The organism is Streptomyces sp. NPDC096176 (genome assembly GCF_044763255.1).
Taxonomy (GTDB): Bacteria; Actinomycetota; Actinomycetes; order Streptomycetales; family Streptomycetaceae; genus Streptomyces.
Genome location: NZ_JBIWFV010000003.1, coordinates 334,542 through 359,092, shown reverse-complemented (window position 1 = coordinate 359,092; position 24,551 = coordinate 334,542). Strand labels below are relative to the sequence as shown.

Annotated in this window: 20 protein-coding genes and 1 pseudogene; 10 read left to right on the top strand and 11 right to left on the bottom strand. The window is 71.4% G+C overall.

Annotated elements, in window-relative coordinates; all coding sequences use genetic code 11:
• Positions 1-21 precede the first annotated feature (21 nt).
• From ACIQ7Q_RS10310 to ACIQ7Q_RS10290, 5 genes are read right to left on the bottom strand one after another with little or no spacing between them, the layout of a single operon-like run.
• Positions 22-2,034, bottom strand: coding sequence for an endo-beta-N-acetylglucosaminidase (locus tag ACIQ7Q_RS10310; protein WP_403858613.1), 2,013 nt, complete (start codon positions 2,032-2,034; stop codon positions 22-24).
• Between the two features lie 31 nt (positions 2,035-2,065).
• Complete coding sequence (locus tag ACIQ7Q_RS10305) at positions 2,066-3,364, bottom strand: glycosyl hydrolase (protein ID WP_403858611.1); 1,299 nt, start codon at positions 3,362-3,364, stop codon at positions 2,066-2,068.
• Positions 3,365-3,407: 43 nt separating this feature from the next.
• Positions 3,408-4,268: a carbohydrate ABC transporter permease gene (locus tag ACIQ7Q_RS10300; protein WP_403858609.1), complete on the bottom strand. Its 861-nt coding sequence runs from the start codon at positions 4,266-4,268 to the stop codon at positions 3,408-3,410.
• On the bottom strand, positions 4,265-5,236 hold the full coding sequence (locus ACIQ7Q_RS10295; protein ID WP_403858607.1) for a carbohydrate ABC transporter permease: 972 nt from the start codon (positions 5,234-5,236) through the stop codon (positions 4,265-4,267). The genes ACIQ7Q_RS10300 and ACIQ7Q_RS10295 overlap by 4 nt, the downstream gene beginning before the upstream one ends.
• 12 nt (positions 5,237-5,248) lie before the next feature.
• Positions 5,249-6,532 carry an ABC transporter substrate-binding protein gene (locus ACIQ7Q_RS10290; protein WP_403858605.1) on the bottom strand — a complete coding sequence of 428 codons (1,284 nt, stop codon included), beginning with the start codon at positions 6,530-6,532 and terminating at the stop codon, positions 5,249-5,251.
• Between the two features lie 413 nt (positions 6,533-6,945).
• On the opposite strand from ACIQ7Q_RS10290, the gene ACIQ7Q_RS10285 reads away from it, so the two are divergent.
• From ACIQ7Q_RS10285 to ACIQ7Q_RS10270, 4 genes and pseudogenes are all read left to right on the top strand, one after another.
• Positions 6,946-7,962, top strand: coding sequence for a LacI family DNA-binding transcriptional regulator (locus ACIQ7Q_RS10285; protein WP_403859168.1), 1,017 nt, complete (start codon positions 6,946-6,948; stop codon positions 7,960-7,962).
• 302 nt (positions 7,963-8,264) lie between these two features.
• Entirely contained in the window at positions 8,265-8,657 is a 393-nt protein-coding gene (locus ACIQ7Q_RS10280) for a DUF6479 family protein (protein WP_403858603.1), read from the top strand.
• Positions 8,658-8,909: 252 nt separating this feature from the next.
• On the top strand, positions 8,910-9,143 hold the full coding sequence (locus ACIQ7Q_RS10275) for a hypothetical protein (RefSeq protein WP_403858601.1): 234 nt from the start codon (positions 8,910-8,912) through the stop codon (positions 9,141-9,143).
• Between the two features lie 117 nt (positions 9,144-9,260).
• Positions 9,261-9,937: pseudogene (locus ACIQ7Q_RS10270) on the top strand (DUF6766 family protein).
• 28 nt (positions 9,938-9,965) lie between these two features.
• Here the strand turns inward: ACIQ7Q_RS10270 and ACIQ7Q_RS10265 are convergent.
• The 3 genes from ACIQ7Q_RS10265 to ACIQ7Q_RS10255 are packed head-to-tail and all read right to left on the bottom strand — an operon-like array spanning position 9,966 to position 11,031.
• Positions 9,966-10,463 carry a DUF6328 family protein gene (locus ACIQ7Q_RS10265; RefSeq protein WP_403858599.1) on the bottom strand — a complete coding sequence of 166 codons (498 nt, stop codon included), beginning with the start codon at positions 10,461-10,463 and terminating at the stop codon, positions 9,966-9,968.
• Between the two features lie 12 nt (positions 10,464-10,475).
• Entirely contained in the window at positions 10,476-10,838 is a 363-nt protein-coding gene (locus tag ACIQ7Q_RS10260; RefSeq protein ID WP_403858597.1) for a DUF3040 domain-containing protein, read from the bottom strand.
• 37 nt (positions 10,839-10,875) lie between these two features.
• Positions 10,876-11,031 (bottom strand): hypothetical protein, encoded by a 156-nt coding sequence (locus tag ACIQ7Q_RS10255; RefSeq protein ID WP_403858595.1) that lies wholly within the window; start codon positions 11,029-11,031, stop codon positions 10,876-10,878.
• 261 nt (positions 11,032-11,292) lie between these two features.
• Here ACIQ7Q_RS10255 and ACIQ7Q_RS10250 point away from each other — a divergent pair, with 261 nt between their 5' ends.
• The 4 genes from ACIQ7Q_RS10250 to ACIQ7Q_RS10235 all read left to right on the top strand — a co-directional run bounded on the left by ACIQ7Q_RS10250 (position 11,293) and on the right by ACIQ7Q_RS10235 (position 16,548).
• On the top strand, positions 11,293-12,792 hold the full coding sequence (locus tag ACIQ7Q_RS10250) for an FAD-dependent oxidoreductase (RefSeq protein WP_403858593.1): 1,500 nt from the start codon (positions 11,293-11,295) through the stop codon (positions 12,790-12,792).
• A gap of 74 nt (positions 12,793-12,866) precedes the next feature.
• Complete coding sequence (locus tag ACIQ7Q_RS10245; RefSeq protein WP_403858591.1) at positions 12,867-13,421, top strand: 2Fe-2S iron-sulfur cluster-binding protein; 555 nt, start codon at positions 12,867-12,869, stop codon at positions 13,419-13,421.
• Positions 13,418-14,425, top strand: coding sequence for an FAD binding domain-containing protein (locus tag ACIQ7Q_RS10240; RefSeq protein ID WP_403858589.1), 1,008 nt, complete (start codon positions 13,418-13,420; stop codon positions 14,423-14,425). The genes ACIQ7Q_RS10245 and ACIQ7Q_RS10240 overlap by 4 nt, the downstream gene beginning before the upstream one ends.
• Positions 14,422-16,548: a xanthine dehydrogenase family protein molybdopterin-binding subunit gene (locus ACIQ7Q_RS10235; RefSeq protein ID WP_403858587.1), complete on the top strand. Its 2,127-nt coding sequence runs from the start codon at positions 14,422-14,424 to the stop codon at positions 16,546-16,548. The genes ACIQ7Q_RS10240 and ACIQ7Q_RS10235 overlap by 4 nt, the downstream gene beginning before the upstream one ends.
• Here the strand turns inward: ACIQ7Q_RS10235 and ACIQ7Q_RS10230 are convergent.
• Both ACIQ7Q_RS10230 and ACIQ7Q_RS10225 read right to left on the bottom strand, forming a co-directional pair.
• Positions 16,529-17,302: a uracil-DNA glycosylase gene (locus ACIQ7Q_RS10230; protein ID WP_403858585.1), complete on the bottom strand. Its 774-nt coding sequence runs from the start codon at positions 17,300-17,302 to the stop codon at positions 16,529-16,531. The two genes, ACIQ7Q_RS10235 and ACIQ7Q_RS10230, sit on opposite strands and share 20 nt — an antisense overlap.
• Positions 17,295-19,877, bottom strand: coding sequence for a SpoIIE family protein phosphatase (locus ACIQ7Q_RS10225; protein WP_403858583.1), 2,583 nt, complete (start codon positions 19,875-19,877; stop codon positions 17,295-17,297). The genes ACIQ7Q_RS10230 and ACIQ7Q_RS10225 overlap by 8 nt, the downstream gene beginning before the upstream one ends.
• Before the next feature lie 119 nt (positions 19,878-19,996).
• Between ACIQ7Q_RS10225 and ACIQ7Q_RS10220 the strand changes: the two genes are divergently transcribed.
• Together ACIQ7Q_RS10220 and ACIQ7Q_RS10215 are read left to right on the top strand one after the other, a co-directional pair.
• Positions 19,997-20,920 (top strand): MurR/RpiR family transcriptional regulator, encoded by a 924-nt coding sequence (locus ACIQ7Q_RS10220; RefSeq protein WP_403858581.1) that lies wholly within the window; start codon positions 19,997-19,999, stop codon positions 20,918-20,920.
• Positions 20,921-21,248: 328 nt separating this feature from the next.
• Positions 21,249-21,632, top strand: coding sequence for a hypothetical protein (locus ACIQ7Q_RS10215; protein WP_403858579.1), 384 nt, complete (start codon positions 21,249-21,251; stop codon positions 21,630-21,632).
• Positions 21,633-21,691: 59 nt separating this feature from the next.
• On the opposite strand, the gene ACIQ7Q_RS10210 is transcribed toward ACIQ7Q_RS10215, so the two are convergent.
• Positions 21,692-24,550: an NHLP bacteriocin export ABC transporter permease/ATPase subunit gene (locus tag ACIQ7Q_RS10210; protein ID WP_403858577.1), complete on the bottom strand. Its 2,859-nt coding sequence runs from the start codon at positions 24,548-24,550 to the stop codon at positions 21,692-21,694.
• Between the last annotated feature and the right edge of the window lies 1 nt (position 24,551).

The following is a 24,551-nucleotide window of genomic DNA, read 5'->3' as shown; positions in this document are numbered from 1 at the left end:
CGGGATTCTTGCGGGTTCGGGTTACCAGGGATGGACGGCTGTCGCGGCGGTGGACGCGGTGTAGAGCTCCCCCACGGCGCGCACTTCGAATCGCGCCGAGCGTTCGCCCTGTTCGGGCGCGAGGCCCGCTGCCCAGAAGGCCCGCTGGCACGTCGCGCCGAGGAAGCGCCGTGTCCCGTCCGGCAGCAGACGGTGCAGCGTGTAGTGGCGGGCGGCTCCGGCGGAGCCCTGCCAGGCGAGGCGCAGTCCGGCGCCGGGCGCGTCGGTGATCCGCAGGGCGGTCGGGGCCGTGGGGCTCGCCGCCGCGCCGGCGCGCACGGCGAGCGCGCCCAGTCGCCACTTCACGGCGCCGGCTCCGGTGATGCGTACGCCGAGGGCCTGCACCGTCCCGGACAGGCCGCTGAGCCGTACGGTCTCCGTGGTCCAGCCTGTCCCGGCGCTGCCCACCGGCAGATACGTGTACGGGTGGGGCTCGCCCGGCGCTGCGGGTTCGGCGGTGGCGACGGCTAGTTCGACGGTGACCTGGCCTGCCTCCGCGCGGTGGGTGAACTCGACGACGGTGTCCGCACCCACCGGCAGCCGGGTCGCGTACAGGTCGACGGTGACGGGCGCGTCGGCGGAACCGTCGACGAGGAGGCTGCTGCCGCCGTGCCAGGCGTCGCCGAAGTCGAAGCCGACCGCCGGGCGGTCGCCTTCGGTGCGCACGACCCACTGGCGCGAGGGCATGCGGTCCTGAAGGCCCAGGTGGTTCCACTGGCGGTCCGAGGCCACCCGGCCCTGCTCGTACCAGCGCAACCCGTGACCGGTGTTGAACACGGTGGCGAACGGCACGCTGTCGACGGTGGAGCGGTCTGCGACGGAGAGCGCCGGCGCCCGCCAGCTGTCGTCGGCGTCGGGCTTCGACGGGTCGAGCGAACGGCCGCCCCAGAAACGGTCGTCGGCGGCGTGGAATTGTTCCGGGGTGCGACCGGCGGGCAGGTGGTTGCGGGTCCATTCCGGCCGGTACAAGCCCACGGAGACGATGTCGTCGCCGCTCTCGGGGATGATCGCGTCCCAGTCGACGGACTTGTTCCAGCCGCTTGCCTCGACATCGACGCCGGCCCACAACTCGTAGCGGTTCCGGCCCAGTTGCTGCGCATGCTGCCCCGAGGATGCCAACGAGGAACGCGACCAGCGGAAGTCGACGAACATGGAGTCGGCCGCCTCGAAGAACGGCCGGTTCCGCTCGTTGAGTGCACCCTGCCAGTTCACGGAGCCGTTCACCGTCATCGAGTCGTACCAGGTGACCCGGAGGCCCTTCGCCGTGCCGAGCCGCTTGAGTTCCGCGACGAAGCCGCGCATGGCCGCGGCGAGGGCGCTGTCGCCGCTGCCGGTCTCCGCGTTGACGAACCAACCGTCGAAGCCGTACGCCGTCGCGACCGCGACCAGCCGCTCGGCGATGGGGAACCGGCCGAAGGAGTCCTTCTGCACGAGGTCCCGGGTCCAGCGCAGATCGCCGCCGTACGCAACGGGTGGCAGGAAGACGCTGCCGAGTACGGGAACGCCGTGGCGGTGGGCGGCGTCCACGACGGGGGCGTTGGGGGCGAGGACCAGGCCTTCGCCCGACGAGCCGCCCCAGAAGACGAGTTCGTCGACGTAACCCCAGTGGGTGGTGGCGTAGTAGTCGGCGGTCGGTGCTCCCTGGGACGGGTTGGCGGCCGTGGGCGCGAAGGAGACCAGGGACTGGATGCGGGCCTGCCCGGCGCGGGCCGCTGCGTTCGCGGGCATCGGGGTGAACCGGCGCGCGAGCGGGACGGCCGCCTTGTTGAACGCGAGGTCGGTGTCGTCCTCGGCGCGCCAAGTCTTCAGGCTGCGCCATGTGATGCCCTCACCTGGGCTGCCGGCGGGGAACGAGTCCGGGTACCAGTAGGAGGCGTACGGCGCGCCGAGCGCGTGCTTCCTCACGGCGACGGCCGTGCCCGGCGCGAGGACCGGGGTGAGGGCCGCCGCGGCGGATGCCATGAGGACGGCTCGTCTGCTGGGTCGGGGGGCCATGACGTGTGCTCCGTATCGTGTCGTGGACGGCTTACGGTGCGGTGCGGGCGGCCGGTTCTCCGCGGAGACCGGCCTGTTCGGGGGTGACCACCTCGGTGATGCCCCGCGCGGCGAGGTGCTCCGTGTCGTCGGCGCGGCTCGCGAGCACGGTGGTGGGACGGGCGCCGTCGGCGGTGAGCCGGGCGAAGGCCTCGAAGACCGGGCCGCCGGGGCCGCAGACCGAGCGGCGGGGCGCGGTGTCGTCGTCGCCCGCGTCGACGACGAGGGCGCAGGTGCGGGGGGCCGGCCGGTGCTCGCGGCCGCGCCGTTCCTCGACGATCCGGGCGATGGCCCGGCCGGCCGGCTTGGGCTGCCGGTCGTTGGTCAACAGGCCCAGGCCGTATTCCAGTTCCGGGAAGTCGGCGAGGGAGCGGGACACGTCGTGGGAGCACCACCAGGTCACGCCCCACACGTCCGGGCAGTCGAGCGCGTTCGCGACGGTCGCCTCGGTGAAGGCGGCGGCGTGCTCGGCCGGGATGTGCGGTGCGGGTGCGCCCACTTCCTGGAGCCACACGGGGCGATGCGGCTGGAGCGCCCAGGCCTTGGACAGCTCGATGAGGTACGCGGCGTGGTGCTCGGTGGCGACGGCGGTGCGGCCGTGGCGCTGGGCGGTGCCGTTGAACACCCAGGAGTGCACGGCGGTGACGGCGCCGATCCGGGCGGCGTGCGCGGGGGTGAACGGCTGGTCGTCCTGGTACCAGGAGGCGTCGTACTCGGCGTGCAGATGCATCCGGCCGGGTGCGCTCGTCTCGCAGGCGTCCAGGAGGCGGGTGAGCCAGCGGCCGGCCTGGTGGGGGGTGACACCGTCCGGGTCGGGGTGGGGTCCGGCGGCGAACTGCGCGATCTCGTTGCCGATGGTCATGCCGAGGAAGTTGGGCCGGTCGGCGAGCGCGGCGGCGAGGGTCCGCAGGTACTCGGCCTGCCCGGAGACGACGTCGGGGTCGGTGAAGATGTTGCGCCGGTGCCAGGTCTGCGTCCACGCGGGCAGGAAGTCGAAGCTGGACAGATGGCCCTGGAGGCCGTCGACGTTGACGTCGAGGCCCCGTTCGGCGGCCGCGTCGGCGAGCTGGACGAGCTGTTCGACCGCACGGGGACGGATGAGGGTGCGGTTGGGCTGGAAGAGCGGCCAGAGCGGGAAGACCCGGATGTGGTCGAGGCCGAGGCCGGCGATCGAGTCGAGATCGGCACGTACGTCGTCGAGGTCGAAGTCCAGCCAGTGGTGGAACCAGCCTTGGCTGGGCGTGTAGTTGGCGCCGAAGCGCAGTTGGGTGGGGCTTGGGGTGCGGCTCATGGGGTGGCGATGTCCAAGGTCTCGTGGGCTTCCGGTGCGTGCGTCAGCCCTTGACGGCGCCCTCGCCGACTCCGCGGAAGAAGAACCGCTGGAGGCAGGCGAAGAGGACGATCAGCGGGAGCACGGCGATGATGGTGCCCGCGGCGACGAGGCGTTCGTCGTTGGCGAAGGTGCCGTGCAGGTAGTTGAGGCCGATGGTGAGGGTGAAGTTCTCCGGGTCGCTGAGCACGATCAGGGGCCACAGGAAGTCGTCCCAGGCGCCCATGAAGGCGAAGATCGCGACCACGGCGAGGGTGCCCTTGACGGAGGGCAGCGCGATCCGCAGGAACCGCTGCCAGACATTGGCCCCGTCGACGTACGCCGCCTCCTCCACCTCGTGCGGCAGGTTCAGGAAGGCGTTGCGCATCAGCAGCACGTTCATGGCGCCGATGGACCCGGGCAGCAGCACGCCGAGCAGGGTGTTGTTGAGACCGAGATCCCGCATGGTGGTGAACTGGGCGATGATGATGCCCTCGACGGGGACGAGCATGGCGAGAATGAACGCCAGGGTGGCGGCCCGCCGGCCCCGGTAGCGCATCCGTGCCAGTGCGTAGCCGGCGAGCGCCGCACCGACGCAGTTGGTGACGACGTTGGCGGTGGCGACCTTCAGCGAGTTGAACGCGTAGTCCCAGACGGGGATGGTCTCGGCGACGCGGGAGTAGTTGTCGAGGGTCGGCTCGCCGGGCAGGAATATGGGCGGCGAGCTGAAGATGTCCTCGTGCGGGCCCTTGAGCGAAGTGGACAGTTGCCACAGGAACGGGCCCACGGTCAGGGCGAGTACGGCCAGCAGCAGTACGTAGCACAGCACGAGCTGGAGGGGCGGGATCCGCTTGCCGTCGGCGTCGGTGACGTTGATGACGCTCACGCGTCCTCCTTGCGGTCGGCGCGCAGCACGAGCAGCATCAGCGCGACGGTGACGACGAACACCACGACGGAGATCGCGGAGGCGTAGCCGACGCGGCCGGACAGCCCCGTGCCGACGCGCTGGACGAGCATCACGAGTGTGGTGTCCTCGCCGGCGGGACCGCCGCTGGGCCCGGCCATCAGATAGACCTCGGAGAACACCTTGAACGCGGCGACCGACGAGAGCGCCCCGACGAGGACCATCGTGGAGCGGACGGCGGGGACGGTGACGGTGAAGAAGCGGCGGACGGGTCCCGCGCCGTCGACGGCGGCGGCCTCGTGGAGCTCGCGGGGCACGTTCGCCAGCGCGGCCAGATAGATGATCATGTAGTAGCCGAGGCCCTTCCAGACCGTGACGCCCATCGCGCTCAGCAGCAGAAGCCACTGGTCGCTGAGGAAGCCGATCCGTCCGACCCCCACCGCCTCCAGCACCGCGTTGACCAGACCACGGTCGTCCAGCATCCACACCCAGATCAGACCCACCACGACGATCGACGCCACGACCGGCGTGTAGAAGGCGGAGCGGAAGAAGGCGATGCCGGGTACGTGGCGCTGCACGAGCATCGCCAGCAGCAGCGGCAGGATCACCAGCGCGGGCACCACACCGAGGACGTACAGGCTGCTGTTGCGCAGGCCGATCCAGAACATCTCGTCGCCGAGGAGTTCGCGGAAGTTGGCGAGACCCACGAACTCGCCGGGGACGAGGGTGCGCCGGTCGGTGAACGCGTTGAACAGCGTGCTGAGGAAGGGGTACAGGCTGAACGCTCCGACCACCAGCAGTCCGGGCGCCGCGAACAGCCAGGGACTGGACGGCAGATGGCGCCGGATACCGGAGGCGGGACGGCGGTCCGTGGGCGTAGGGCTCGCGCTCGCCGGGCCGGTCGTGACGTCAGCGGACGGAATCGTCCGGGAGGCGGTGGAAGTCTTCATGGCAGGGGTCGATCAACTCTGCCCGAGAAGGCGGTCACACGCCTTGACAGCGTTGTCAAGTGCTTCCTTCGGGCTCTCCTTGCCCTGCAGGGCACGGGCGACCGCGTTGCGCAGCTCAGTCTTCATCTGCTCGCTGAACAGCACGGGCGTGTAGTTGACCGCGGTCTTCAGGGACTTGGCCGCCGCCACCCGCACCCGGGTCTCGTCGCTGCCGTCCTCCTCGGTGAAGTACGCGTTGTCGAGCGAGCCGGCAGTGCTGGGGAAGATGGCGACCTGCTTGGCGAAATCCATCTGCCGGGTCGCGTCGGTGACGAAGTGCGCGAAGGCCACGGCGGCGGGCTTCTGGTTGCTCTGCGCGTTCACCATCACGCCCATGACGTACATGTTGGCCTTGCCGGTGCTGGTGATCTGGTCGGTGATGCCGATGTTCTTGTAGAGGCTCGGAGCCTGCTTCTTGAAGTTGCCGAGATCAAGCGCGCTGCCCGGGTTCATGGCCACGGACTCGGTGAGGAACTTGTGCCCGGCGGACTCCGGGGTCGCGGTCAGCGCCTGCGGGTCGAGGGCCTTGGCGTCGTACAACTCCTTGTAGTGGGAGAGCAGTTCGACGCCCTTCGCGTCGTTGAAGGCGAAGCCGGTGCCGTCGGCGTTCATCAACGGGACGCCGTAGCGGCCGAAGTCCTCGACGGTGGGAACGTTGGCGAGGGTGGCGACCTTGCCGTCACTCTTCTCCGCCAGCTTCAGCCCGGCGTCGAAGAGTTCGTCGTACGTCGTCGGCGGCTTGTCCGCGTCGAGGCCGGCGTCCTTGAACAGACGCTTGTTGTAGAAGAGCGGGCCGGTGTTGAGGTACCAGGGGAAGGCGTACGTCCCCTCCACGCCCGGTATCTCGTGCGCCTGCCAGGCGCCCGGCAGATACTCCTTCCTGTACTGCGGCGCCGCCTTGTCCAGGTCGAGCGCGAGGCCCGCTTTCGCGAGCGGGGCGACCAGGTCCGGCGAGACGTTGACGACGTCGGGCAGGGTGCCGCCTGCGGCGTCGGCGCTGATCTTGTCCGCGTACCCCTCCGCGGGCCGGTCGACCCACTTCACCTCAGTGCCGGGATGCTGCTTCTCGAAGTCGGCGATGACGCCGTTGAAGTAGTCCTTGAAGTTGGCCTGGAGGTTCCAGGTCTGGAAGGTGATCTTCCCTTCGACCTTGCCGGAGGCGTCGGAGGAGGCGGAACCGGAACCGCCGCAGGCACTCAGCGGCAGCACGACGGCGATGACGGCGGCAGCGGCGACTGCCCGGCGGTTGATGCGCACGGTGAACGGCTCCTTTGCTCGGACAAGACGCGTAAGAGGGACGGCGGCCACGTTGCGGGGCGGTCGACCCGGGGCGGTCGACTGCCGTATGCCCAGCAGACCTTGCATTGCACAGCCGAAGAAAGTCAACAGATTCGACGCCTCAATTCCATCGTGCCGACATATACGCAGCTCAGAGGCAGTACTATCCACCTCTTGCTCGAAAGACTAATGCGCTTTAGCCTGATACAACTCAAGCGCATTAGTGCACCCGTCGACTGATCCAGGCCATCCGGCGCAGGCCATAGGATGCTCACGGCCCGGTACGCCGACGGGCACGGGGAACAACGGAAGAAGGGGTCCGGGTGACTGCCAACACCCCGTCCGCCAAAGACACCTCACCGGTCCGGCGCGCTCCCGCGCGACGGCCCACGATGAAGGACATCGCCCGGCGCGCCGGGGTCTCGGAGAGCGCCGTCTCGTTCGCGCTCAACGACCGCCCGGGCGTCTCGGAGATCACCCGTGACCGGGTCCGCCGCGTCGCCGAGCAGCTCGGCTGGCGGCCGAGCACCGCGGCCCGGGCCCTGTCCGGCGAAGGCGCCGCCACGGTCGGGCTGGTCGTCGCGCGGCCCGCCAGGACCCTGGGCGTGGACTCGTTCTTTCTTCAGCTGATCTCCGGCATCCAGGAAGTGCTGGCCGAGCGCCAGTTGGGCCTGCTGTTCCAGGTGGTGGAGGACGTCGAAGCCGAGTGCGCGGTCTATCGGCGCTGGTGGGCGGAGCACCGCGTCGACGGTGTACTGGTCGTCGACCCCCGCACCGACGACCCCCGGCCGGGGCTGCTGAACGAGCTGGGTCTGCCGGGGGTCGTCATCGGCAGCCTCCCCGAGGCACACCCCGACCTGTCCGAGGTGCGGGCGGACGACGCCGGGGCCATGGCCTTCCTCGTCGGCCGGCTGCACGAGCTGGGCCACCGGCGCATTGTGCACATCGCGGGGCTTCCCTCGCTCGCGCACACCGACCGCCGTATCCGCTCCCTTCGCGCCGAGGCGGACCGCCGCGGCCTGGCCGAGGTCCGCTCCGTGACCACCGACTACTCGGACACCGAAGGCGCCGCCGTGACCCGCGGGGTCCTCACCACGGGCACGCAGCCCACCGCGCTCGTGTACGACAACGACGTGATGGCCGCGGCCGGGGCGGCCGTTGTGACCGGCCTCGGTCTCTCCGTTCCCGCCGATGTGTCGATCGTGTCGTGGGAGGACTCCGTGCTGTGCCGAATGGTCCACCCCTTCCTGACCGCGCTCTCGAGGGACCCGGTCGTCTTCGGGCGGATCGCCGCACAGGAGCTCACCGCCCTGCTGGACGGCGGAGCAGCCCGCTCCGTTCAGGTGCCCCTCCCCGAGCTCATCGAGCGGGAGAGTACCGCTCCTGCCGGCGGCGCGACGGCCCGCTGACGGGGCGAGGCGTCCGGAAGAAGGACGCCGACCGGCGCCGTCCGGGGTCCGCCCGCAGCTCGCCCTGCTCCGCGATCCGCCCGCCGGCGGGTCGGCTCACGCGCACGCGTCCGCGGAGGCGGCCGCTGCAGCGCGGCAGCAGGATCGCGTAGACGGCCGAGGCGGCGACGATGCCGGGGCGCAGGACGAGGTCCACTCCGCCCAGGACGTGCGCGAGCGGGCGTGGCCGCCGGAGGAGCGTCCATTCAGGCGTCACCCTCGGCACCCGCGGATACACCGGCCAAAACGGGTACCCGGTATGCATGGTCACTATCATCCCCACGGCCGGGGACCTCAGCGTCGACCTCGCGGCCGGCGAGGGGGCACCCGCGGTCATCGTCTTCAGTCTGATCGTGATCGGACTGCTGGTGCTGCTCGTGTGGATCGTCTGGCAGGTGGGCGCGCGCCGGCGGCGCGACCGGCCTCCGCGGGAAGACGAGCAGCCGCAGCGGCCCGACCACCAGACACACTTCGAGAGCCGTCTGGAGCCCGACGAGTTCGATGCGAGCGAGGGTCATGTGGTCGAGGGGCGTCTGACCCCTCACGAGCTCCACGGCTACGGGAACATGGGGTCACGCCCCGCGCAGGAGAAGAAGCCGCCCCGTGACTCCGACGAGAGCGGTGGCGCCTTCGGCAGCGGCGGTCACGGCGGCTGAGCCCTGTTCCTCCACAATGCCGCCGGCCCATCGGCCGGCGGCATTCGTGCCTGCTCACACGGGAGGCGAGTTGTCACGTTCGATCCGCCGGTGGCCCGTCCTGTTGACAGCCGGGGCAGCCGGGAAGGTGCTGTGCGGCTGCGTATCGGTAGGAGAGCGCGAGGACGCGGCCGCCCGCGCCGTGGAGCGGTTCGAGGCCGATCTGGAAGCGGGCGACGGCGAGAGGCCTGCTCCGCGCTCGCCCCCGGCACCGTGGAGGAACTGGAGGACTCGGCGGAGTCGGCCTGTCCGCGGGCGCTCGCCGACGCCGGTCTGCCCGACGGCGGACCGACCCGACGGGTGGATGTGTACGGAGGGGAGGCCCGCGTGGTACTCGGCGGCTACACCCTCTTCCTTTCGACGTTCCCGGACGGCTGGAAGATCACGGCGGCAGGGTGCGAGCCCCGAACGGGGCGGCCGTACAAGTGCCTGGTCAAGGGGGCATGACGGGGTGACGGGATGACGCGGACCTTGTTCGTCCTTTGTCTGCTGATCGCCGTCTGCGGGCTGGCGTACTTCATCGCGGTGGGAGTGATGCACCGGTGACGGCCGCACCCGGTACGCATCGGGGGCGCTCCCTGCGGCGGACCCTCAGGGAGAACAGCCTCACCCTGGTCTTCGGCACCGCGTTCCTGCTGGCGCTCCTGGGACAGGCGTTCGCAGGACGGGAACGAGCTGGTCACCGAAGGCCTGCATCCGGTCGGCTTCGGCGCCTACCTGACCTCGTCCGATTTCGCGGTGAACGTCACCGAGAACTGGCAGTCGGAGTATCTGCAGTTCTTCCTGTTCATCTTCGGGACGGTCTGGCTGCTCCAGCGAGGGTCGCCCGAGTCGAAGAAGCTCGACAGGGTGGGTCCGGAGACCGAACATGACCAGCGGATGGGCGAGTACGCCCGACCCGACTCGCCGCGGTGGGCCTCCGCCGGCGGGCTGCGCCAGGTGCTGTACTCGCGCTCGCTGGGCGCCGTGATGGGCACGATCTTCGTCCTGTCGTGGCTGCCCAGTCCATCGCCGGCCTGGCCGCGCACAACGCGGAACAGCTGCGGACGCTGCAGGCCCCGCTCAGCTGGTCTCAGTACGTGCTCTCCGCCGACTTCTGGGACCGCACGCTGCAGAACTGGCAGTCGGAGCTGCTGGCGGTCGCGTCCATGGTCATCCTCTCCGTCTACCTCCGCCAGCGCGGCTCCCCGGAATCGAAGCCGGTTGGCTCCTCGCACCGGGCGACCAGCGTCGAAGGCTGAGCAACAGGCCGGTCGGGGCGGCTCGAGGTCACGGGGCGGGGCCGCTGCGGTGCCGCATGAGCAGCGCCGGCACCACCCAGCAGAGCACGAGTCCGCCCACCACCGTCCCGGTCAGCACGAGCGCCGTCGTGTCGCTTATCGCGGGGACCGCGCGCAGCACGACCAGAATGGCGAGCGTCCCCATGCCCACGAAGAGCGCGAGCGCCGCGAGGGTGAAACGCGACGCCCACTTGACGGCTTCGTACTTCGTCTCCCCTCCGCGGGTCATGCGGTGCATGCTCACGGGCGCCGTGAGCGCTGCGGTGGCGGCCGCTCCCAGGAGCAGGCTCACCACGTACATGATCCGGTCGGCCTCACCGGCGCGCGGGAACAGCGGGGTGAACGCCACCGCGAGCAGGAAGACGAGGAGCAGCTGCACCCCGGCGAGGGCGATCCGCACCTCGCGCAGGAGTTCACCCCACAGCCGATCGAGCCGCTCGTCGCGACTCTCCCGGCGCTCTCCGGGGCCTTTCGGCGCGATCCCCATCGGGCCGCCCGCTCAGGCCGGCCCGGAGGCGGGTTTCCGGCCCGCCTCACGCCTGCGCGCGGCCAGCCGCCTGGACCAGCGGCATACGAGCGTGAGCAGCCCCAGCAGGGTCAGTGCCCAGGTGGCGGCAAACGCCCAGATCAGGCCGGGTGACGAGCTGGAGGCGGCCATCACCAGGAGGACGAGCGTCAGGGCCGCCAGCACGCTCACGGCGGCGGCGAGAGCGTGGGCCCGGACTCGGTGGCCGGCCCCCGTGAGCGGCGGTTCGGGGCTCATCGTCCGCAGTCGCCGGTCCAGGGCCCGATCTGCGCGCAGATCCCGTTCGATCTCGGCCAGGATCAGACGTTCCGGTTCGGAGAGTCCGGCTCCGTCCATGGCTGGCGCCTCCCATACGCGTGACGACGAGTGCGGATCAGTCCTCGCCCCGGACGATGTTCGCCTCCGGGCCGGTCTCCCACGTGCGGTCGGGTTCGCGTCCTTGCGTGACCACTGCGGGTCTGCAGGTGCGTATCCGCTCCTGCTCAAGGACGGGACTCTGGATCCTTTCGGTGTCGGCCCGGGTATCCACGGCTGACAACTCCTTCGGGGCTTCGGTACCGGCCGGGTTCACGGCGCCAGGTTCATGGGCGCTGCCGGATTTCTGTGGTCTCGGGTACCCGGTCCGCGCCGCATCAGTCCCCCGTACGGCCGTATCGGAAGGAGGCTTCGAGTGGCCGCGGCCGGGCACTCGAAGCGCATGTCCAACGACCCTCTTCCTCCGCGCACGACACAAGACACGACACCGCACGCGGCCGGGCACCCGCCCATCCGCACGACGGATTCGCACTGGATGCACACCAGCGAGACCACGTCCTACCCGCCGCTCGACGGCGACCTCACCGTCGACGTCGCCGTCGTCGGCGGCGGGATCGCCGGCCTGAGCACGGCGTGGGAACTGACCAGAGAAGGCGGCCGGTCCGTGGTGGTGCTCGAGGCGGACCGGATCGCGGCGGGCGTCACGGGTTTCACGACGGCGAAGGTGACGTCACAGCACGGGCTGGTCTACGACCGGCTGCGGCGTACCAGGGGCGCCGAGGGCGCCCGGCTCTACGCACACTCCCAGCAGGAGGCCGTCGAGCGCGTGGCCGAGGTCTCCGCGGCGCTCGGCATCGACTGCGAACTGGAACGCCGCCCTTCCTACGTCTACTCCCGCGACGGGGCGCAGCGCTCTGCGCTGCAGGCGGAGGCGGAGGCCACCCGCGAAGCGGGCCTGGACGCGGCGTACGTCGAGGACACCGGGCTGCCGTTCTGGGTGGCCGGGGCGGTGCGGGTGGAGGGGCAGGCGCAGTTCCACCCGCGCAAGTATCTCCTCGCTCTGGCACGCGACCTCACGGCCTACGGCAGCACGATCCATGAGCGGACCCGGGTCACCGGGCTGCACGAGGGCAGTCCGTGCCGGCTCACGACGGAGAGCGGCTGCACTGTTTTCGCCCGCGACGTCGTCGTCGCCACGCACTTCCCGGTATTCGACCGTGCACTGCTGTTCGCCCGGATGTCCCCTCGCCGCGAGCTGGTCGTGGCGGCACCGCTGCCCGCGGACCGGGACCCGGACGGAATGTACATCTGCGAGGACGGCAGCAAACGGTCGGTGCGCACCGCCCCGCTGGGCGACGGCCGCCGGCTGCTGATCGTGACCGGGGAGAACTTCACCCCCGGTACCGGGGACGTCCCCGAACGGATCGAGCGCCTCGACGAGTGGATGCACACGCACTTCGCCGTGGAGGAGACTGCCTACCGCTGGGCCGCCCAGGACAATGACTCCAGCGACACCGTGCCCCTCGTCGGCCCCTTCCACCCGGGCGCCCGGCACACCTACGTGGCGACCGGCTTCGGCGGATGGGGCATGAGCAGCGGCGTGCTCGCGGGGCGACTGCTCTCCGGTCTGATCTGCGCCGTGAAGCCGCCGTGGACGGACCTGTACGACCCGCGGCGGATGTGGAGCACGCTGCGAGAGGCGCCCACCATGCTCTCGCAGCAGGCGGAGGTGGGACGGCATTTCGTCGGGGACCGGTTGCGTACGACGCATGTCGACTCGGCCGCCGAGATCGAGCCGGGGACCGGTGCGGTCGTGCGTCTGCACGGCCGGCGCTGCGCCGTGTACCGCGACGACGACGGCACCTGCCACGCGGTGTCGGCCCGCTGCACCCATCTGGGGTGCCTGGTCTCGTTCAATGAGGCGGAGCGCAGCTGGGAGTGTCCCTGCCACGGTTCCCGCTTCGGCGTCGACGGTTCCGTACTGCAGGGACCGGCCGTCCGGCCCCTCGAACAGCGGGATGTCGACGGCTCCTGAGCGGCCGATCCGCACAATCTGCCCCAGGCTGGTAGGAAGTAGCACACATTGTTCGACCGGAGAGGCACAGCGGCGTGGAACCGACGAGCCGACCGGAGGCCGAGGGCGCGCCGCACATCGCGGAAGCCCACCGGTCCGCGGTCACCCTGCATGTCAACGGAGTCCGGCACACACTGACGCTCGACCACCGCACCACCGTCCTGGACGCCCTGCGTGAGCACCTGGACCTGACGGGTCCGAAGAAGGGCTGCGACCACGGCCAGTGCGGCTCGTGCACCGTGATCGCCGACGGGCGACGGGTCAACAGTTGTCTCATGCCCGCCGTGTCCCACGACGAGGCCCACATCACCACGGCCGAGGGTCTCGGACGGGGCGGCGAGCTCCATCCCGTGCAGGAGGCTTTCGTCGCAAGAGACGCCCTCCAGTGCGGCTACTGCACTCCCGGCCAGGTCTGCTCGGCGGTCGCGGTGCTGGCGGAGGCGGCCGAGGGCCGGCCCTCGCTGGTGACCGGCGAGGGCGGGGCCGTGACTCTGACCCCGCGGGAGATCCGCGAGCGCATGAGCGGCAACCTGTGCCGCTGCGGCGCCTACCCCAACATTGTGGCGGCCATCGAGGACGTGACGCTGTGAAGCCTTTTGCCTATGTCCGCCCCGGCACGGCCGCGGAGGCCGTCGCCGCCTTCGCCGCGCACACCGGCGCCCAGTACCTCGCCGGCGGAACGAACCTCGTCGACCTGATGAAGCTCGGCGTCGCCACCCCCGACGTGCTCATCGATGTGAGCCGGCTGCCGCTGGACACGATCGAGGGCGTTCCCGGCGGAGGGCTCCTGGTCGGCGCCGCCGTGCGCAACAGCGACCTCGCCTCCCACCCGGCCGTACGGACGCGCTACTTCGCCCTGTCCCAGGCCCTGCTGTCCGGGGCCTCCGGGCAGTTGCGCAACGCGGCGACCACCGGCGGCAACCTGCTGCAGCGCACCCGGTGCACGTACTTCCAGGACATCTCCAAGCCCTGCAACAAGCGCGCACCCGGCACGGGCTGCCCTGCCAGGGAGGGCGTGCACCGTGATCTCGCCGTGCTCGGGCACTCGGAGCACTGCGTCGCCACGCACCCCTCCGACATGGCCGTCGCGCTGGCCGCCTTCGACGCCACCGTCCATCTGCACTCGACGGACGGCGACCGTGCGCTGGCGGTCACCGATTTCCACCGGCTGCCCGGTGACCGGCCCCAGGTGGACACCGAGATCCGCCCGGGTGAACTGATCACCCATGTGGAGCTGCCGCCCGTGCCGCCCGGCGCACGCTCGGCGTTCCGCAAGGCCCGCGACCGTGCCTCGTACGCCTTCGCCCTGGTGTCGGTGGCCGCTGTCCTCGCCGTGGAGGAGGGGGAGGTCCTGCACGCGGCGCTCGCGTTCGGCGGTCTCGCCCACCGGCCATGGCGTGCCCGCCGGGCCGAGGAACTGCTGGTTGGAGCCCCGGCCGAGCGGGAGTCGTTCGCCCGGGCAGCCGAGGAAGAGCTGGAGGCGGCGCAGCCGCTGCGGGACAACGCCTTCAAGGTGCGGCTCGCCCGCAATCTCGCGGTGAGTGTGCTGACCGGCCTCGTGTCGGGACCCCGCGGCGACGAGGGTCGCTCATGACCCGGGCGCCCGGCGCGCTGGGCACCGACGCCGTCCGGCGCGAGGCCCGGGACAAGGTCGCCGGCCACGCCCGATACGCCGTCGAGCACACGCCGTCGGACTGCGCGTACGCCTGGCCGGTGCCCGCCGCGATCGCCAGGGGGCGGGTCCGTGCGATCGGCACGGCGGAGGTCCTCGATCTGCCGGGAGTGCTGGCGGTGCTCACCCACGAGAACGCGGAGCGCCTCGGCAAGCCGGACGATCCGACACTCGCGCTTCTCCAGGACGACCGCGTGCCGCACCGCGGCTGGTACGTCGCCGTGGTCGTCGCCGACACCCTCGAGAACGCCCGCGAGGCCGCGGCGGCGCTGCGCGTCGACTACGAGGCCGAGGAGCACGACGTACGCCTCACGACCGACCACCCGGGCATCTACACCCCGGAGCAGGCCAACGGGGGCTATCCCGCGGTGCGTGAACGGGGCGACTTCGACGGTGCGTTCGCCGCGGCCGACGTCCGTGTCGACGTCGAGTACGCCCTCACCGCCCTGCACAACCATCCGATGGAGCCGCACGCCGCCACGGCCCACTGGTCCGACGGCCGGCTGACCGTCCGGGACTCGAGCCAGGGCGCCGGCGCCGTCAGGGACGCCCTCGCCCAGCTTTTCGGCCTCGAAAGGAATCAGATCACCGCGATCTCCGAGCATGTCGGCGGCGGCTTCGGCTCGAAGGGGACCCCCCGGCCGTCCGTCGTGCTGGCCGCCATGGCTGCCCGCCACACCGGGCGGCCCGTCAAACTCGCCCTTCCACGCCGTCAGTTGCCCTCCGTTGTGGGGCACCGGGCGCCGACGCTGCATCACATCCGGCTGGGCGTCGACGCCCACGGCCGGATCACGGCTCTCGCCCATGAGGTCGTCACCCAGACGTCGCAGGTGAAGGAGTTCGTGGAGCAGGCCGCGGTCCCCGCCCGCGTCATGTACGTCTCCCCCAGCAGCCGTACGGTCCACCGCGTGGCGGCCCTCGACGTGCCGAGCCCGTCGTGGATGCGCGCCCCGGGCGAGGCGTCGGGGATGTACGCGCTGGAGTCCGCGATGGACGAACTCGCCGTCGCCGCCGGGCTCGACCCGGTGGAACTGCGGTTGCGCAACGAGCCGGAGACCGAGCCGGACAGCGGTCTGCCCTTCAGCAGCAGGAACCTTGCCGAGTGCCTCCGCCGGGGCGCCGGCCTCTTCGACTGGCAGCACCGCGATCCGCGCCCCGGGGTCTCCCGCGACGGTGACCTGCTGCTCGGAACCGGGGTCGCGGCGAGCACCTACCCCGTACTGATCGTCCCTTCCACCGCGTCCGCCCACGCGGGGCGCGACGGCCGCTACCGAATCCGCATCAACGCGACCGACATCGGAACGGGCGCCCGGACCGTGCTCGCACAGATCGCCGCGCACGTGCTGGACGTGCCCCTGGAGTCGGTGGACATCGAGATCGGCAACAGCGACCTGCCGGCGGCCTCGCTGGCCGGCGGCTCCTGCGGCACGTCGTCCTGGGGATGGGCGGTCCACAAGGCGTCCACGCTGCTGGCCGGGCGCCTCGCGGACCACAGCGGAGAGCTGCCGCCCGAGGGGCTGACGGCGAAGGCCGACACGAAGGAGGAGACGGGCAAGGAACAGACCCATGCCCGGCACGCCTTCGGGGCCGTCTTCACCGAGGTCCAGGTGGACACGGTGACGGGCGAGGTGAAGGTGCGCAGGATGCTCGGCGTGTTCGCGGCGGGCCGCATCCTCAACCCCCGCACCGCCCGCTCCCAGTTCATCGGCGGAATGACGATGGGCATCGGCATGGCGCTGATGGAGGGCAGCACGATGGACGAGCGGTTCGGTGACTTCGCCGAGTGCGACCTTGCCTCGTACCACGTGCCCGTCTGCGCCGACGTCACCTCGATCGAGTCGCACTGGATCGAGGAGGACGACCGGCACCTCAGCCCGATGGGCAGCAAGGGCATCGGAGAGATCGGCATCGTCGGCACGGCCGCGGCCGTCGGCAACGCCGTCCACCACGCGACCGGTCTGCGGCTGCGTGAACTGCCACTCACACCGGACAAGGTGCTCGAACGGCTCGAGGACCGAACGGCGGTCAGCGGCCCGGGCCGGTGATGTCGGCGGCGTGCCGGAGCACGTCGACGAGCATGGGGAACGTGAGCCGCCGGGTGAAGACATTGCGCCTGCTCGGGTGGTAGCAGCCGAGCAGGTGCAGCTCGGAGCGGTCGCGACCCCCGCCGCCGTTGTCGCCGCCGCCGTCGCCGGGCAGGACGATGTGGGCGCCGTGTCCGAACGCGGGCCGGGGCCGGGGCAGTCGGCGCCCCGTGGCTTCCAGGACGGGCAGCAGCGCCTGCCACCCGAAGGCGCCGAGCACGACGACGGCCCGCAGGTTCGGCAGCAGGGACAGTTCGCGTGCGAGCCACGGCCGGCAGGTGTCGCGCTCCTTGGGTGTGGGTCTGTTCTCCGGCGGGGCACAGTGGACGGGCGCGGTGACGCGCACGCCGCGCAGTTCGAGGCCGTCGCCGCGGTGGGTGGACGTGGGCTGTGACGCGAGCCCGACGGCGTGCAGGGCGGCGAACAGCACATCACCCGAGTCGTCACCGGTGAACATCCGCCCCGTGCGGTTGCCGCCGTGCGCGGCGGGCGCCAGGCCGACGACGGCGAGGGCCGCGTCACGGGGCCCGAAGCCGGGTACGGGCCTGCCCCAGTACTCCCAGTCGGAGTAGGCCGACCGCTTCGTCTCGGCGACTGCCTCCCGCCACACGACCAGCCGCGGGCAGGCCCTGCAGCGGGTCACCTGTTCGTCGAGCGCGCCGAGGCCGGTGCAGCGGGGCGCCGTACGGGCGGGAAAGTCGTCCTCGTCACTCACCCGTGCCCCCGTACTCGTTTGGACCGGTGGTTTCCGACGAGCGGGCTGCGAGGAGGAGCGCGATGTCGTCGGGGCGGTCGGCGGAGCGCCGCGCCTCGTTGATGAGACGGTCCGCCGTGTCCGAGAGCCGGGCGGCTCCCAGGTCGGCGAGGGTGGTGCGCAGCCACTCGATGCCCAAGTCGATGTCGATGCCGGGCCGTTCGACCAGGCCGTCCGTGAACAGGGCGAGCACCGCGCCCTGTTCGAGGCACATCTCCGTCACGGGATACGTGGCGTCGGCATCCACGCCGAGCACGATACCGCCGGCCAGGTCGCAGACGTCGGTCGTACCGTCCGGGTGGCGCAGCAGCGGCTGGAGATGGCCCGCGCGCACGGCCTGCCCCACGCCGGTCACCGGGTCGAGCTCGATGTAGCAGCAGCTGGCGAACTGGCCGGGATCGAGGTCGATGAGCAGCCGGTTGGTGCCGGTCATCACCTCCTGCGGATCATGGCGGCTGAGCGCGAAGGCCCGTACGGCGCTGCGCAGTTGGCCCATGGTGGCCGCGGCCGCCACACCGTGGCCCTGGACGTCCCCGACGACCAGCGCGAGGCCGCTGCCGGTTTCGACGACGTCGTACCAGTCGCCTCCGACCTCCATGCCCTGGGTGCCCGGGAGGTAGCGGCCGACGGTGTCGAGCCGTTCGACGACGGGCAGTCGGTGCGGCAGCAGGGCGTCCTGCAGGCCGCGGGCGAGGGCGGCCTCCGAGTCGTAGCGCTGGGCCCGCTGGAGGGCCTGGGCGATGAGTCCGGCGAGCGCGGTCAGCACCGTGCGCTCCTCGGGGCTGAAGCCGCGCGGCTGGTCGAAGCCGAGGATGCATGTGCCGACGGGCCGGCCCGAGGCGATCAGCGGCAGGAACGCCCGGGCGCCGACATGGGCGTCCAGGGGGATGCCGGGGTAGGCGTCGGCGAGATGCTGCATGGACTCGAAGAAGAGGGGCCGGCCGGTGGTGAGCGTCTCGACGCCCGGCAGCCGGGCGTCGAGCCCGACGCCGTCGAACCGGCTGAGGAAGCCGCGCGGGAAGCCGGTCTCCCAGGAGAGGTAGAGCTGTCGGTTGCTCAGCAGATAGATCGCCAGCTGACGGCCGCCGAAGGCGGGCAACAGTTCCTCGGTGACCACGGCGGAGACCTGGCGGGCGGTCACCGCCTCGGTCAGCGCGATGGCGAGGGCGACGGGGCGGTAGAGCGCGACGGCCCGGTCGGCAGGCGAACCGAGGCCGGCGCCGGATGCGAGGACCGAACCGGGGGCGTAGGCGGGCCGCTCCCCCGGTGAGAGCGTGATGGTGAGCCCGTCGTGGCCGGGGAAGATGGAGATGGACATCCATTCCTCCGAACGCCGGACCGTGAAGTGGACCGGTTCGTCGGACAGCAGCGCGGCCCGGTAGTGGTCTTCTTGGGCGGCCTGGGAGAACCACGGCAGCGCGTCCCACAACACCCGGCCGGCCAGCTCCCCGCGCGGGTGCCCGAGCATCGTCTCCGCATGGCGGTTGACGTAGGTGATCCGGCCGAGCCGGTCGACGGTGCAGACGCCGTGCGGAAGCCGGTCGGCCGCTTCGGGGACGACCGGCCCGGCGCCGAGGTCGACGAGGAATCCGGTCAGATGGGTGTCGGTGTCGCCACCGGGCGGCCGGGCCCGGCGGCCGGACACCTCGAGCAGGTGGGGGCGTCCATCCGGACCCTGCAGGCGCATCCTGCGGGAGACGGGGCGGTCGGACTCCGCGGCCTGGCGGGCGACGGTCCACAGCCCGTACGCGTCCTCGGGTTCGAGCCGGGCGGCCATGGCCTCGACCGTGCCGGGGAACTCGGCCGGGTCGGTGCCGAGGATGGCACAGAGTCCTTCGTCGCCGGCCACCGTGCCGCGGTCGAGGTTCCAGTCGAAGTGGCCCACCCGTACCGGTGGTGTGGTGAGGGCGGGCAGGGTGACGGACACCGGTTCGCCGTCCCACTCGATGCGGGAGTCGTCCGCTCCCAGCCCGTCGAGCGTCTCTCCGAGCCGGAGACCGGCCTCGTGGAGCCGGCGGCGGTCCTCCTCGCCGACCGGCTGCCCGGGGGTCGCGGGGCGCAGCACCGCGAGGACTCCGAAGCGCTCGCGCCCGTGGGAGATCGGCACGTAGAGCGAGCCGAAGGGGAAGGGAAGTCCCGCCATGAACTGCGGGAAGCGGCGCATCGCCTCCTCGGCGTCGGCGAGGTGGACGGCCTGTCCGGAGCGGTACACCTCGGCGACCGGGAAGGGCCGGTTCACGTGCATGCGCCACCAGGGCCTGAACAGCGGCCCCGGCAGGCCGGCGATGACGGCCATCCTGAGCAGGTCGGGTGAGGCGGAGCGCATGAACAGCGTACCTGCGAACCCCCCGACGGCCTCGATGGCGCCCACCTCGGCCTGTGCGAGCACCAGGGCGAGTTCGTCCGGGACGAGGCCTCGGCCGCCCGCATCCGTCACTCGCGCGGGCATGGTTCCGAGCTCACCGGACGGGGCGCGCGGGGCCATGCCGTACCAGGTCACATTGCAAGGATGCTCCCCGGCGGCCGTGCGGCGCATCTCCGTGCGGCAGGGCGCCGGGGCGGTGAATGTCCCGTGGCCGCCCCGTGGATGATCTTCATGGCGGCGGGAGCTGGTGGACTATGTTGAGGGGGCTGGACATAGAAGGGGGCACACCGGTGCCATCAGGGCAGCAGGAACGTGCGCAGGCGGCCGCGATCACCCCGGGCAGACCTGCCCCGGAGCAGGAGGCCGCTCCGGCGGAGCGGGTCCTCGCGCTGCTCGGCGGCCACCGCCTCTCCCCCGGCCAGCGGCGCATCGCCCAGTACATCATCGACCATCTGACGGAGGCCGCTTTCCTGTCGATCACCGACCTCGCGGAGCGCGTCGGTGTCAGTCAGCCCTCCGTGACCCGGTTCGCGACGTCGCTCGGCTACACCGGTTTCCCCGCCCTGCGCGAGGCGTTGCAGCCGATCGCACTGAGTGCGGTGGCCGCTGTCCCGGAGAGTCGGGAGGAGATCCGCCGCAACGAGTTGCAGGCCGCCGTCGACGCGGAGATCGACAACCTGGAGAACCTGCGCCGGGTCCTCGCCGACACCGACCGGGTGCTCGACCTCGGCCGTGAGCTGGCCCGTTCGGTGCCCCTGACGATTCTGGGGCTGCGGATCTCGGTCTCGCTCGCGGAGTACTTCGCGTACGCCGCGCGGCGCATCCATCCCGATGTGCGGCTGGTGACCCGCGGCGGCAGCGTTGCCTACGACGCTCTGCTGCAGTCCCGCGAGGCGGGCGGGACCTGGGTCCTGGCCTTCGCGATGCCCCGGCACGCCAACGAGACGCTGGCGGCGCTGCGGGCGGCCCGCCGCACCGGACTGCGGGTCGCGCTGGTCACCGACATGACGCTCGGGCCGCTGGTGGAGGAGGCCGATGTGACGCTCACCGCGGGGACGGGCTCGCGGCTGGTGTTCGACTCGTACGCGGCGCCGGGTGTGCTGTCGGCGGCCGTGCTGCAGGCGATGGCCGATGCCGACCCGGAGCGGACTCAGGTGAGGCTCGAGGGGTACGAGCAGGTGGCGGACCAGCACGACTTCTTCCTCGACGACTGATCCGCCTTTCATTTGCAGCCCGAACCGGTCTCTTACCGGACTTTTTCATGCCTGGCGGCGCATGAAATTTTTCATACTCTTGCTTACTCGACGGTATATATATTTACTACGTGTGGCGCCGGTGTCCTCCGTAGCCACGAGGGCTGTACCCACGCCCTCCCCAACCGAACACTCGCGGTCCGGCGCTCCCTCCTCGCGCCGTCCCCTGGTGTTCACACCGGGCTCCGCATTCCGCCGCGGACGCCCTCGGCGGTCCCGGTCAACCCCTGGGCCGGGACCGCCGCCCCCTCTCGATCAGAGTTCATCGGCACCATGCGGAGCGACGACGATGTCCCACACCCTCACCCCGATCGGTCCGGACTGGCCCTGCCAGGTGAAGACGCCCGGCAGCCACGACTGGGAGCGCACGGCGGCCCGTTGGCTCCGCGACCTGCTGCCCGCCCGCTACGCCGGTTACTCGACGCTCACCCGCCACCCCGTCCTGCTCGCGCGTCACGCGCAGCTCCAGATCCAGCACGAGATGCGGGCGGTGCGGGTGGCCATGCAGACGTCACGGACCGACCTGCCGACACTCGGCGTCGCGGAGACGGTCATCGAGAACACGATCCGGCTCTACGCGATGGAGCTCGAGCAGCTCGGGCGGCTCGCCCGCGGTGTCAGGCTCGTCGGTGACGCGCTCCTCGCGGGCGGCGGCTCCCCGCGCAGGCGTTAGCGGTTCGCTGCGGTAGCGGCCAACGCAACTCTCCGCGGCCGCGGTTCCGCGCCCGCCGGTCACGCCAGCTGCCGCCGTACCAGCTCGTGGAGCCGGCCACCCGTGTGCGCGAGGAGTTCGGCGGGCCGGCCCTCCTCGACGACCCTGCCGTCCTCCATCACGATCACCCGGTCCGCGTCCATCACGGTGGTCAGCCGGTGGGCGATGACAACACGGGTGGCGTCGAGCCGGCGCGTGCTCTCGATGACGACGCGCTGGGTCTCGTTGTCCAGGGCGCTGGTCGCCTCGTCGAAGAAGAGTACGCGCGGGCGGCGCACCAGGGCCTGAGCGATCATCAGCCGCTGCCGCTGGCCGCCGGAGATCGCGCCGCCTCCGGCGATCATGGTGTGCAGCCCCATGGGCATGCGCTTGATGTCGTCGGCCAGGCCCGCCATTTCGGCTGCCTCCCACACCTCGTCCTGGGAGAACGTCTCCGCACCGCAGATGCAGTCGAGGATCGACCCGGTGAGCGGCTGTGCGTTCTGCAGCACCACGCCGCACTGGCGGCGCACGGCGCCGGGGTCCAGGGCGGCCAGGTCCTGGCCGTCGTAGAGCACGGTGCCGGAGCCGGGCCGCTCGAAGCCGATGAGCAGCCTCAGCAGGGTCGACTTGCCGCATCCGCTGGGGCCGACGATCGCCACGAACTCCCCCGGCCGTATCTGCAGGGAGACGTCGTCGAGGACCGGCGGTCCGTCGTCCGCGTAGCGGAAGGTGACCTTCCTGGCCTCGATCGCGCCGGACAGGGTGCCGGGCTGCGCGCTCGCGCCGCGTACTTCCGGCGCCTCGTCGAGGATGGGGCGCACCTGCTCGAACATGGGCAGCGCTGCCGCGGCCGACACGAGCACACCCGTGAGCTGGGTGACGGAGGTCAGCAGCATCGTGACGGCGGTGCTGAAGGTGAGGAACTCACCGGCCGACATGGACCCGCGGGCCGGACCCGCCAGCAGCATGAACATGATGAGCGAGCAGAGCGGCAGATAGATCGCGTCCAGCACCGTTGTCAGGTTTCTGATGCGGCCGACCCGCTGCTGCAGTTCGCGGGAGCGGGCGAAGCGCCGTGCCCAGGCCGCGTACGCGAAGCTCTCCGCCGCGGCGACCCTCAGCTTGGGCAGCCCCCGCAGAGTCTGGAACGCCTGGTTGTTGAGCTTGTTGCCGAGTTCGACGAGCCTGCGCTGCCAGCGCACCTGCCAGAGCCCCATGACGAGGAAGACCGTTCCGATGACCAGCAGCATGCCGATGGCCGCGAGGGCCAGCGGCACGCTGTACCAGAGGAGCAGCATCACGTTCATCGCGCCGACGGTGGTGGACTGCACGGCCACCGGTCCGATGCCGGACAGCACCCGGCGGATGGAGCTGATGCCCATGGCCGCGCTCGCCAGCTCGCCCGTCGACCGTTCGGCGAAGAACCTGGTCGGCAGCCTCAGCAGCCTGTCCCAGACAGCGGGTTGGAGGGTGCTCTCGATCCGGCCCTCCATGCGCAGGATGGTGAGGTTCTGCAGCAGCATGAAGGCGGCCGAGACAATACCGGCGATCATGACGGCGACCGACACCTGCACGATCAGGCCCGTCTCCGCCTTCGGCACGTACACACCGAGGATCTGTCCGGTGGCGATGGGCACGAGGGCGCCGAGTGCGACGGTGACGAGCCCGCCGAGCAGCAGGTTCCGCAGGTCCATGCGGGTGCCGCGGAGGCTGAAGCGCACCAGACGCCATATGCTCGCGGGCAGTTCGGGCAGGGGCCGGTAGAACATCACGGCGCGCGCCTCGAACTCGTCGGCGTTGTCCTTGCCGATCCGGGTTCGTGAGCCGGTGAGCGGATTGACCGCCTCGTAGCGTCCGCGGCGCCACAGCAGCGCGACCGGCGCGCCGGACGCCGCCCGGTGTCCCACGAGCGGGCCGGCGTCGCTCCGCCACCAGCGGTCCTCGAGACGGACCGGCCGGGTGCGGATCCGGGAGGCGATCGCGATGCGTTCGACCGGCGTGACGCGTTCGTCGGCCGGTCCTCCCTTGGGCGGATCGGCAAGCGTGATCCCCGCGGCCGCCGCGACCTGCCGGCACACGGCGAGGAGCGTGTCGTCGCCGTCCGCGCCCGCATGGCCGCGGCCGGCGCGGTCCCGCCGGCCGATGGACGCCAACAGTGCCTCGTCGGCCCGCGCCGAGACGTCCGCGCCCGCCTTGATGCCGGCGGCCGTACGGTCCTCGTGGGCCCGCTCCAGCTGTTCGATCCAGCCGTCGACCGCGGACAGCAGCCGGTACTGCTGGTTGACCATGCCCTGCCACATGGCGCCCTCGACGAGCAGGTCACCCGCCGCTTCCGCGCTGTAGGTGGCGCCGTACTGCACGCTCCCCGGCTCGACCTGCATCCACAGGATGTCGTCGTCGGCCATCGCCTCCTCCGCGGCCGGCCGGCCGTCGAGAGGCGCCTCGAAGAGCACGCCGAGTCCCCTGCCGACACCGAGCCCGAAGGCGTACTCCAGCTGGGTCGCGGCCGTCCGGCCGTAGGGGTCCTGGTACGCCGGCGGGTACTGCTCCGGGTACTCCGGTACGTACAGTTCCCGCAGCGGGATGCGGCGGAGCAGGCAGTCCTGCGAGGGCCGGCCGGTCAGGGTGTGCTGGGGGCCCTCGACCGGGCCGAGGAGCAGAGTGCCCGGTTCGAGACGGCCGAGGAAGTGCCAGTGGCCCTGCGCGGCGGCGTCCACGGCGAACAGGTCCAGGGTCCCGTTCACGACCAGCCACAGCACCTGCGGTCCTTCCAGGTGCAGGCTGCGCAGGCCGGTGCAGTCGACGGGTGCGCCGAGGCCGCCGAGCGCGTGGATCACCGGGTCGGTCTGCGCCGGGGCGTCCACGGGCCCGGTGGTGGCCGGGTGTACGGATGACACG